The organism is Amycolatopsis sp. cmx-8-4 (assembly GCF_046548675.1).
GTDB lineage: Bacteria > Actinomycetota > Actinomycetes > Mycobacteriales > Pseudonocardiaceae > Amycolatopsis.
In genome coordinates, this window is sequence record NZ_JAEBDZ010000012.1 from 223,068 (window position 1) to 233,790 (window position 10,723).

Consider the following 10,723-nt stretch of genomic DNA (forward strand, 5'->3'; position numbering starts at 1 on the left):
GCAGCGGCTCGGCTACTGCCTCGCGAGCGCCCACGGCATGAGCTTCTCGGCGAGCGCCCGGCTGAACGGGCTCACCAGCGCCTGCAGTTCGGCGCAGGCGGGCTCGCCGATGTGGGCGTAGGGATCGACGCTGTTCTCGTCGGTCGCCTTCTCGATCTCCGCTCGGCGGGCCGCACCGGTGGGGGTGAAAGTCAGGTCGGCGTCGTCGGTGAGCCAGTCCCGCTCGCGGAGGCCGGTGACGGCCCGGTTCCAGTCGTCCTCGGACCACCCCCGGGACGTGCGCAGGGTCTCGGCGGGGACGGCACCCGAGGCGGCGTGGGTGATGAGGGCTTCGACGCCGCGCAGGCCGGCCGTCAGCAGGGCGGCCACGTGCGCGTCGCCGCGGTACTCGCGGAGCAGGGTCTGCGCGTGCCACAGAACCAGGTGGGGCTCGGTGGGCCACGGCAGGGCCGCGTGGGCGGCGAAGAGCGGGCGGCCGGTGACGTCGCCGGTGACCGTCTCGGCGGCCTCGCGCAGGAGAACGGCGGCCCGGCGCATCTCGGGTGAGCCGATCGCGTCGCCCAGGACGCCGCGCAGGGCCTGGTCGGCCGCGGCGTAGCGGGCGGCGAGGACCGCGGCCGGCTCGCTGGCGGACCAGGCGGTGGCGATCGACGCCGTGACGAGGGCCGGGTTGAAGTTGAAGAAGGTCGCGACCACGACCGGCGCCGGAACCGCGCCGAACGCCGCCGACCGCGACGCGAAGTAGCCGGCGCGGCCGGTGATACCGAGCTCCGCGTACGCGGCCGCGGCTTCCGGCGCGAAGTAGATCATCCCGTGGTAAGGCTCCAGGAATCGCCAGGTCCGGCGCGCCGTTTCGATCACTGCGCCAACATACCACCCGGTCGGTACGGCGCCGGTCTTCCTGATCCCGAGCACGGCCGAAGCTCGAGGACGGCTACGGCCGCAGCCGCTTGCGCATGATCGGCCGGCTCGGGAACGTCCTGCCGATCTCGGTGAACCCCGCCCGGGTGAACATGGCGACCGTGCCGGTGAACACCGCGGCGGGTGACGGGACCGCCGCCAGCGCGGCGACGTCGACCGGGTGTCCGTCCACAACGGACCCCCCGTGCTCCCGGGCCCACTCGACCGCGGCGCCCAGCAAGGACACGCCGGCACCGTGACCCCGGTGCCCGCGCCGGACGACGAAACACGTGACCCACCACGCCGCCGGATCGTCCTCGAGCAGCCGGCGCACCGCACGGTTCCCGGTCACTCCCGGCAGCAGGGCGCGCGGCTGCACCCGGGTCCAGCCCACCGGTTCGTCGTCGACGTACCCGACGAGCCCCACCGGCACCGCGGCGGTGTCGACCTCGCGACGCAGCGCGGCGCGGTTGTCCGGCTGGTCGTGCCGCCGGAACCGCTGACACCAGCAGCTGTCGGCCCGGCCGGCCCGGCCCGCGAACACCCGCTCCAGGTCCGGCCACGAGGCCGGACCCAGGGGCTGCGACCGGAACGTCATGCCGGACAGTGTCGCAGCCGAGTCGTCGCCACCGCCGGCCGAAGCTAAGCGCCGGGCTCTCCGGCGAGTGCCCGGTACGCCGGCCGGAGCAGTTCGGTGACGTCTTCGCCGCCCGCCGTGATCGCGAACGGCGGGGCCTGGTCCAGGAGCGCGTCGACCGGCGTTCGCGGTCCGTGCAGCGGTGCCGCGGCGGCCAGGCCCGGGGCCTGGCCGCAGGCGAAGAAGGTGTCCATGACCTCGGTCAGGGCCGGCGACCGGTCGTCGGGGTCGAACGGTTCGGCGGAGATGAGCCGGTTCTTCAGCTCCTCCAGCAGCGTCTCGCGGTTCCGGCCGCGCAGGGCGAGGACGGTGAACGGGTCGTCGGCGACCCGCGCCACGAGCGCGGCGAACACGGCGTTCAGGTGGCCGCACGGCACCTCGGCGTCCGGGCAGGTGCAGTCCAGCGACACCTCCCGCGCCGACGACGGGAACAGCGGCAGCCGCACGGCTTTGAAGATCTGTTCGACGTCGCGGGGCAGCTCGCCGCTGAGCAGCAGGACCGTGGCCGACGCCTTCGCGGCGAGGGCGTGGGTGATCGCCGCCCAGTCCGCCTTCCCGAACGCCGTCAGCCCGATCCGCACCTGGTACGGGCGGCCGTCCCGCACCTCGGCCTCGACGCGCCCGGCGCCGACCTCCAGGGACACGACGCGGCCCCGGCCGGGTGCGGGCAGGAGGACGCCGATCGCCGTCAGCGCCCGGAGGAACCGGGTCGGCCACCACGGGAGCGGTTCAGTCATCGATCGCGTCCTCCCCCAGGGTGAGCACCCCGCGCAGCGCGTCGGTGGACATTTCGGTGAGCCGGCTTTCGCCCTCGCCGACGACCATGCCCGCGAGCGCGCGCTTCCTGGTGATCAGGGTGTCGATGCGGTCCTCGATGGTGCCCGGGCAGACGAACTTCCGGACCTGGACGGTGCGGGCCTGCCCGATCCGGAACGCCCGGTCGGTGGCCTGGTTCTCCACGGCCGGGTTCCACCAGCGGTCCAGGTGCAGGACCTGGCTGGCGGCGGTCAGCGTGAGCCCGGACCCGCCCGCTTTGAGCGAGAGCAAGAGGATCCGCGGCCCGTCGCCGGCCTGGAAGCGTTCCACGATCGCGTCGCGCGCCCCTTTTGCCAGGCTGCCGTGCAGAAAAGCGACTTCGACGCCGAGCCGGTCCGTCAGGTGGGGCACGAGCATGTGGCCGAATTCGGTGTACTGCGTGAAGCACAGCACCCGATCACCCGACGCCAGGATCTCCGCCAGGACCTCTTCGAGGCGGCTGACCTTGCCGGAGCGGCGCCCGATCGGGGAGCCGTCGTGCAGCAGGTGCGCGGGGTGGTTGCAGACCTGCTTGAGTTTCGTGATCGCGGCGAGGACGTTGCCGCGGCGCTTGATGCCCTGGCTGTTCTCGATCTTCTTCATCATCTCGTCGACGATCGCGCAGTACAGCGTGCCCTGTTCGCGGGTGAGCCGGTACTCCTGCCGGATTTCCAGCTTTTCCGGGAGTTCGGGGACGATCGCGGGGTCGGTCTTCACCCGGCGCAGCAGGTACGGCCGCGTGAGCCGGCGCAGCTCGGCGGCCACGTCGGTGTCGCCCCGCCGCTCGATCGGGACGGCGAAGTGTTGCCGGAACTCGAACCTGCTGCCGAGCAGCCCGGGGTTGAGCAGGTCCAGCACCGACCACAGGTCCGCCAGCCGGTTCTCCACCGGGGTGCCGGTCAGCGCGAGCCGGTGCCCGGCCGTGAACCGCCGCACCGCCTTGGCCGTCGCGGTGTCGGCGTTCTTGATGGCGTGCGCTTCGTCGAGCACCAGGCGCCGCCAGGTGACCGTCTCGAGTTCATCGGCGTCGCGGGCGGCGGTGGCGTAGGTCGTGACGACGAGGTCGGCCGCGGCGACCTGTTCGGCGAGCGCGTCGCCGTGCGCGCGGGCGCTGCCGTGGTGGGCGTGGACCCGCAGGCCGGGGGCGAAGTTCGCCGCCTCCCGCTGCCACATGCCGACCAGCGACATCGGGCACAGCACCAGCGTCGGCCGGTGCTCGCCCGCTGCCCGCTCCAGCGCCTCGAGCGCCAGTGTCTGGACGGTCTTGCCGAGGCCCATGTCGTCGGCCAGGCACGCCCCGAGCCCCAGCTCCGCCATGAACGCCAGCCAGGCGACACCCCGCTGCTGGTAGGGGCGCAGCGTGGCCCGGAACGACGGCGGCAGCTCGACCGGCCGCAGGGCCTCCTCGACCCGCCCGGCCAGGACGTCCCCGACCCAGCCGTCGGCGCTGACGCCGGTGACCGGGAGCGGCGCCTCCCGCGCGAGGTGGACCAGCTCCAGCAGCTCGGCCCCGGTCGGGGGCTCGGTGTGCCGGTGCGGGTCGCGGCGCAGGAACTCGAGTCCGGCGCGCAGGCGATCGGCGTCGACGCTGATCCACCTCCCCCGCAGCCGCACCAGCGGGGTCTTCGCCGCGACGAGGGTGGCCAGTTCTTCTCGGCCGATCTCGTCGTCGCCCACCGCGATCGACCAGCGGAACGTGGCCAGCTCGTCGCGGCCCACCCGGTTGCGGGTGACGACCTGCTCGGACGGCGTGCTGCGGACCGACAGCCGCAGCCCGAGCCGGCGTCTGCCGTCCCAGGAGGCCGGGAGCTGCACTTCGAACCCGGCCCCGATCAGCCGGGTCGCGCCCGAGATGAGGAACCGTTCGGCTTCCTCGACGGTCAGGTCGTACTCGGCCGGCCGGGTCCGGCGCAACGCCGGCGCCAGCATCGGTTCGACCAGCGCGGCCCGGCTCAGTTCGGCGACGAGCAGCCCCTTCGGGTCCCGGACCAGACCGTGCGCTTCGCCCGACCAGATCTGCCCGGCCGAGAGCAGCAGGCTCGGATCGGCCGTCGCCCGCAGGAGGAACTGCAGCTGCCACTTGGTGCCGTCGCCGGTCTGGTCGTCGGGATCGGCGTCGGCCGGTCGACGCAGGGTGCCGACTTCGGCCAGCCGGAAACACGCCCGGCCGTCGACGACGTCGGTGTCGGCGACCTCGTCCCACTTCGCGACGGCCTCGGCCAGCACACCCAGCTCGCCCAGCGGCAGCTCGACGCGGGGACCGCCGCCCTGCAACGCGGCCAGCCACACCCCGGCCGCGCCCCGGCCCCCGCGCAGGTCGACGGGCGGCTCCGCGCGCGCCAGCCGGTCCCGGACCGCCGTGTCGACCAGGGTGTGGAGGGCGTCGGTGACGAGCGCGCGCGGCGAGGCCCCGGTGAGCGGCGCGACCTGCTCGGCCCGCCCGACCGGCGGCATGGCCGCGACCAGCGCGTCGAACGCCACGAAGTCCACGCCCTGCAGCACCGGGCGCCACCGGGCCTCCGCCGCGTCGCCCTGGCGGAGCAGCGTCGGCAGCACCCGCCCGCGCCGCACCAGATCCGCGGCCAGGCGGGCCACCGCGCGCAGGTAGGTGACGGATTCGCCGTACGAGGCCGCGTCGTCGAGGTCGTCCAGCTCGGTCGCGTCCACGATCAACGCCGGCACCGACCACGGCCGCAACGACGGCGCCGGGCCACGCCGCCGACCACCCGCCGCTTCGCTGGAGGCGAGCGGCCGGCTCGCCCGCGACGGCAGCAGCAGCGTCGCCGACGTCGGTTTGCCGGGGTGCAGCGCGGTCAGCTGCGCGCTGGAGACCGCGAACGGATGCGGCAACGCGATCCGCGCCGACCGGCTCGACGTGCCGGCCGGGCCCCGGTCGTGCTCCGCCCACAGCAGCAGACCCCGGCCCGGAGACCACAGGGCGTGCACCACAGGCAAGGTCCGAGGCTCCTTAGTCCGATCCGGTTTCCCCGCAGATCGTCGCACGCCTGGTCGAAGCGGTCCGTCAGTACTGGCCGAGCCGGGCGCGGACCTCGGCCGCCTTCGGGTGGGCGATCTCGTCGAAGACGACCAGCGCCGCCTCCCAGTACCGCGTTCCCTGGGCGGGATTGCCCGTGTCGTGCAGCAACGTGCCGATCTTCTCCAGCGTCGACGCCCGGCCCTCGGCGTCGCCGATGTCCTCCCGGATCAGCAACGCCTGCTGATAACTGCGCTCCGCCTCGATGAACCGCCCGTCACACGCCCGCGCGTAACCCAGGATGTGCTGAACCGTCGCTTCCAGGTGACGATCACCGAGCCGCGCGGCGAAAGCCGCCGCTTCGGCCAAGCGCTGCCTGGCCTCCTCGGTACGGCCCATCGTGGCCAGGACGAAACCGACGTTGCCGAGCACCTTCGCCTGACCCACCACGAACCCGGCCTCGTGCAGCACCATGCCCAGGCTGTCCAGCGCCGCGGCGCACCCGGTGGTGTCGCCGAGTTCCCGGAGCATTCGCATCCACTTCACCGACGCCGACCTCGTGCGCGTGCGGATCCCCGCCGAGCCCGACCCGATGTGGGAGGTACTGCTCAGCCTGCACCTGACGACGCCGGCACCGGCCGACCAGCGCTTCCGCGGCTGGCGGCGCGGCCTGCCGACTGGGTACTCCCCCGACTTCCTCACGCCGTCCGGGGACGTCACCGACTTCGGCACCGGGCTGGACCTCGTCCTCAGCACGCCGCGCGAGAGGCTGCGCGCCGACATCGCCCAGCTCGCGTCCGGCACCCGGGTCGCGTCCTGGCCGGCGGACCTGGCCGACGGCAACGTACCGGCCCTGAAGCTGCTCGGCGACGCGCTGACGACCTACCACGACGCGGCCGTGAAGCCGCACTGGGAAACCCTCCGCCGCCACATCCGCGCCGACCGCCGGAAGCGCGCGGAACTGACCGTCACCCGGGGTTTCGAGGCCGTCCTGGCCACCCTGCACCCCTCGGCCCGCTGGCGCGCCCCGGTCCTCGAACTGGCCTACCCCGTCGAGCAGGACCTGGTCCTCGGCGGTGCCGGGCTGACGCTGGTGCCGTCGCTGTTCTGCTGGCCGGGCCCGATCACGCTGCTGCGTCAGCCGGACCGGCCCGTGCTCGTCTACCCCATCGCCCCGGAACCCGGCTGGGCGGCCGAGCCCGCCACCGGGTGCGACCGCTCGCTCGACACCCTGCTCGGCAACACCCGCGCCGAGGTCCTGCGCGTCATCGCGACCCTCCCCCGGGTGAACACCACCGAACTGGCCCGCGCGGCGGGCATCTCACTGGCCAGCGCGAGCCAGCACACGTCGGTACTGCGCGGGGCCGGTTTGGTGACGACGGGCCGGTCGCGCGGCTCGGCGTTCCACGAACTCTCCGAGCGCGGCTCTTCCCTGCTCTGCCACTGAAGATCCCGGGCCGGGGTGTCAGCTTCCCGCACCGGTCATGGCCGCGTACTCCCGGCTGAAGAAGAACTCCCGCTCGCCGAAGGCCGGGCGCAGGGCGTCGAACCAAGTGGCGGTGGGGTCGAACGCCGCGAAGAAGGTCTGCTGCGTCCAGCGGGGGTCGCGGGCCTGTACCGCAGCGGCGACCGGGGCCGCCTGCTGGCCGACGGCCGCCTGGAGCACCTTGGCCGGCTGGACGACCAGGTCAAGATCCGGGGGTTCCGCATCGAACCCGGCGAAGTCCGCGGCGTGCTCCGGCAGTGCCCGGGCGTGCGCGACGCCGCGGTCGTCGTCGGCGGCCGCGACGCGGGTGACACCGCGGCGCTGCGCCTGGACGCCTACGTCGTGGCCGACGGCACCACGACGACCGCGATCCGGCGGTGGGCGGCGAAACTCCTCCCGGAGCACATGCTGCCGGCCACGGTCACCGCGCTGCCCCGGCTACCGCTCACCGCGAACGGCAAGTTCGACACGGCGGCCGTCCCCGAGCCGGAGTTCGACCACAGCACCACCCCTGACCGGCCGGCCGGCGAGGACGACGTCGACCCGGCCATGCTCAAGATCTGGGCGGAGGTACTGGGCAAACCGGTGGAACCGGACGACGACTTCTTCGGCTTGGGCGGCAACTCGCTCTACGCGGTCCGCCTGGACGCTGCGATGCAGCAACAGGGCTTGCCCGCCCTGCCCTTGCGCGAGCTGTACCTGAACCCGACCATCCGCAAGCTGACGAACGCACTCAAGGACAACCACGGCCACTGACCGCCCGCGGCCGCCGGCTTTCGCCCGGCGAGCAGCACCCCGCCGGTAGATCCCCGCGGGTCTCGTCAGAGCCGCTACAGCCCGGTGTTCCGGTTGGTCGAGAACACCGAGGGCCGGACCACCTGAAGCGGTTCCCCGACCGGAGTGGACTCCGCCCATCCCCGATCTCGGTGGCCCCGGCCGGCTACTGCGCGCCCGCGGGAAGGTCGGCGAGGAACGTCGCGGGCACAGCGCGCGGCCGGCGGGGACCCCAGCCCCCGCCGGCGAACAGGACGACGCACGAGCGGCCCGAGCCACCGACCCACCCGGGCTGCGCGCGATCGAACGCCAACGGCGGAGGGCGGTGCCACAAGCTCGCTCCACCCCGCAGCCGAGCACCATCGCCGTCGCGGTACCGGACGACGTAGTCGAGCTTCCGCCCGGAATCCATCCCCGGCCTGGAGAACGCGGCGAGGCACCCTCCCGGTTCGCTCACGAACACCGCCTGGACCGTCACGGCTCGCCAGCCGGTGCGCCGGACCGACTCGTAGCGCATCCACCACAGCACCGCCCCCGGCGTGAAGCCCACCGACACCGCGATCACCACAAACGCACCGAACGCCAAGATGTCGCTGCCGCTGCTGTACGAGATCAGCAGGACCACCAGCCCGACCACCCAGGCCATGCCGCACGCCGTCGCCCGCAGTGCGACCGCCCCCACCCGCTCCAGCTCGCGAGCCAGTTCCGCCTCCATCACCCCAGCGTACAAACCTCGCCGACGTCGAAGCCGCCACGACATCCGGGTCAGGTCGGTTGGCCACAGGCCACGGCCAGATCATCTCGAGTAGCACGACCGCACCTCGAGGTGCCCGATTTGCGGACTGTCCTGAGAGGACACCTCGAGGTGCGCTACCCGTCTCAGGCCACGGCGGGGAAGAGCCGCGGCGTGTCGAAGGTCGCCGACCTGGCGGTCAATGCCTGGACGCGGCGATCGGAAATCACCATGGTGCCGTTGATCGTGCGGTACACGATGATCACCGTCTGCGCGCCGCCACTGCTCACCGTCGCCAAGGCCGGGTCGGTCGCCGAGAGCGGGGCGCCGTCGGCCTGCGCCGGTGTCCACTCCGGGAAGACGCCCGTTCCCGGTGCGGACTCCAGGCTGAGCAGGACCGTGCCGTCCGTAGCCCGCGCGACGACTGTGGTCCGCCCGGTCACGGGGTCGAGCAGCGCCGCCGGCGCTCCGGCCGGGGCGATCGCCCCGATCTGGTCCCAGGCGGCGGGGAACGCTCCGGCCGGGTCCTGCTGCTTGGTCGTGATCGTGCCGTCCGCGGCCTGCGCGAAGACCCGCAGGCGGTAGCCGGGGTAGACGACGACGGCGGGGACGCCGGCGCCGCTGCCGCCGAGGTCGGTCCAGGCCGAAGTCGTGCCGTCGGTCCGGTACAGCATCGTCGTGATCGTCCCGGCCGTGGTCCGGGCGAACACCTGGACACCGTCACGCACCGCCGCCAGCACGGGCGTGCCGGTCAGGTCGGCACCACCGAGATCGCGCCAGAACGGGACCGCACCGGTCTTGGCGAACGTCCACAACTTGCCGTCCGCGTCGACCGCGAACTGCGCGGTGACCCCACCGGGAAGCAGCGTCGCAGCGGGCGGCGCGGCCATCGAGCCGCCGAGGTCCGCGAACGGCTTCCACGTCGCCGCGGCGGGTGCCGTCTGACTGCTCGTCCAGACGTCACCGTCGTTGTACTGCGCCGAAACGGCCACGGCTCCGTCCGTCTGCGGACTCAGCGCCGGCCGGCCGGAGAACGCCTCGTTGCCGGAGATCACGGTGAACTGCACGCAGCAGAAGTTGTCCAGCTGCGTCTGATGGCCGATGACGACCCGGCCGATGTTGTCGACGTAGGCGTACTCGACGGTTCCCGCCGACTGCCCGCCGGAAGGCGGAGCCTGCAGGACGGTCACCGGGCTGTTCTGCACCACCGGAACCACCGGCAGCGGATCGGCGAACCAGCCCTCCAGGTCGATGTACACCGTGGTCGCGGCCGTGCTGATGTTGTGGATCCGCACCTTGCCGTCCGTCCCGGGTCGCACGATCACCGACGCCCGGTGGACGCTGTTCGCCGCGTGCTGGGTCGACGAGGTGGTCCCTTCGGCTGCGCCCAGCGGCCACGCGCGCAGCGCGCCGGCAGCGGCCCCGCCGCCCTGCATGCTGAGCACGGCACCCGCGATTCCTCGTGTCGGCAGCCCGTTGGTGCCACCGACCACGACGTCGAACGAAGCGTTCGCCGCCACGGTCCCGGAGAACAGCCGGCTGGTCACGGGCCGGAACCCGGCGCCGGCGGTGGCCGTCTTGGTGAAGTACGCGAGGGTGTCGATGATCAGGTCCGCGGGTGAGGTGCCCCGGTTCGTGATGGTCACCCGGCCGTCCGGGGCCAGCTGGATCATCGCTCCCGAGGCGTTGTTGATGCCGTTCTCGTAGTCGAGCACGGTCAGGCCGGTGCTCGACCCGGCCGGCGACGCCATGAACGAGCCGGCGGCGGTCGTCGGCGGCACGGTGATCGACGTGAACACGGACGCGGCGCCCGCCGGGACGTCGCCGACGGCGAGGTTGACCGTCCGGCTCCCGCCGGCGGGGATCTGCGCCTTGGTGGTCCCCACCCCGGTACGGGTGTCGACCACCCGCGCCTGGGTCACCGGGACTTCGCCCCCCGCGGTGGTGCCGGCCGCCGCGGTGAAGTAGCCCTGGACCTCGATGAAGATCTGGGTGTTTCCGGCGGAGTTGTAGACCGACAGCTTCCCGTTGGCCGCCGGGCGCACGAACGCGGTGTTCGACAGGGTCTGGGTCGCACCGGCGTTGACCATGGACACGTTCGGCCAGGTCGCACCGTCGGGGAAGACGGTCAGGTAGGTCGCCGCGGTCGGGGCGATGGCGGACACCCGCAGCAGGACCGAGCCGACCCCGGTGGCCGGCACACCGGCGACGCCCAGCACGCTGAACGACGTGGTCGTGGCCGGCCCCCGGGCGCCCGTGACACCGCCGGCGCCGGTCCGGGTGTCCAGCACGATCCGCCCGGTGGTGAAGGGAACGAAGTCACCGCCCTTTCCCGCGGCGTCCGCGTGCGCCGCGGGCGCGGGCGGGACGAGCACCACGGCGAAGGCGGCCAATAGTGCGGTCAGCACGGCGATCGGTCTGCGT

9 protein-coding genes are annotated in these 10,723 nt (G+C 73.2%); 2 read left to right on the forward strand and 7 right to left on the reverse strand.

The window, feature by feature from the left end:
• Positions 1 to 12: 12 nt before the first annotated feature.
• The 5 genes from ACLJQZ_RS26040 to ACLJQZ_RS26060 form a co-directional block, all read right to left on the reverse strand.
• The gene (locus tag ACLJQZ_RS26040) at positions 13 to 861 is read right to left on the reverse strand and encodes an SCO6745 family protein (protein ID WP_410622484.1); all 849 of its coding nucleotides are present in this window, start codon (positions 859 to 861) and stop codon (positions 13 to 15) included.
• A 73-nt stretch (positions 862 to 934) separates the two neighbouring features.
• Positions 935 to 1,498 (reverse strand): GNAT family N-acetyltransferase, encoded by a 564-nt coding sequence (locus ACLJQZ_RS26045; protein ID WP_410622485.1) that lies wholly within the window; start codon positions 1,496 to 1,498, stop codon positions 935 to 937.
• A 44-nt stretch (positions 1,499 to 1,542) separates the two neighbouring features.
• Positions 1,543 to 2,274, reverse strand: coding sequence for a hypothetical protein (locus ACLJQZ_RS26050; protein ID WP_410622486.1), 732 nt, complete (start codon positions 2,272 to 2,274; stop codon positions 1,543 to 1,545).
• On the reverse strand, positions 2,267 to 5,287 hold the full coding sequence (locus ACLJQZ_RS26055) for a DEAD/DEAH box helicase (protein ID WP_410622487.1): 3,021 nt from the start codon (positions 5,285 to 5,287) through the stop codon (positions 2,267 to 2,269). The genes ACLJQZ_RS26050 and ACLJQZ_RS26055 overlap by 8 nt, the downstream gene beginning before the upstream one ends.
• 67 nt (positions 5,288 to 5,354) lie before the next feature.
• Positions 5,355 to 5,843, reverse strand: coding sequence for a tetratricopeptide repeat protein (locus tag ACLJQZ_RS26060; protein WP_410622488.1), 489 nt, complete (start codon positions 5,841 to 5,843; stop codon positions 5,355 to 5,357).
• 22 nt (positions 5,844 to 5,865) lie between these two features.
• Here ACLJQZ_RS26060 and ACLJQZ_RS26065 point away from each other — a divergent pair, with 22 nt between their 5' ends.
• Both ACLJQZ_RS26065 and ACLJQZ_RS26070 read left to right on the forward strand, forming a co-directional pair.
• Positions 5,866 to 6,753, forward strand: a complete 888-nt coding sequence (locus tag ACLJQZ_RS26065; RefSeq protein ID WP_410622489.1) for a DUF5937 family protein — start codon at positions 5,866 to 5,868, stop codon at positions 6,751 to 6,753.
• Between the two features lie 15 nt (positions 6,754 to 6,768).
• Positions 6,769 to 7,548, forward strand: coding sequence for a non-ribosomal peptide synthetase (locus ACLJQZ_RS26070; RefSeq protein WP_410622490.1), 780 nt, complete (start codon positions 6,769 to 6,771; stop codon positions 7,546 to 7,548).
• A 184-nt stretch (positions 7,549 to 7,732) separates the two neighbouring features.
• On the opposite strand, the gene ACLJQZ_RS26075 is transcribed toward ACLJQZ_RS26070, so the two are convergent.
• Together ACLJQZ_RS26075 and ACLJQZ_RS26080 are read right to left on the reverse strand one after the other, a co-directional pair.
• Complete coding sequence (locus ACLJQZ_RS26075) at positions 7,733 to 8,281, reverse strand: hypothetical protein (RefSeq protein WP_410622491.1); 549 nt, start codon at positions 8,279 to 8,281, stop codon at positions 7,733 to 7,735.
• 164 nt (positions 8,282 to 8,445) lie between these two features.
• Positions 8,446 to 10,707 carry a hypothetical protein gene (locus ACLJQZ_RS26080; protein WP_410622492.1) on the reverse strand — a complete coding sequence of 754 codons (2,262 nt, stop codon included), beginning with the start codon at positions 10,705 to 10,707 and terminating at the stop codon, positions 8,446 to 8,448.
• Between the last annotated feature and the right edge of the window lie 16 nt (positions 10,708 to 10,723).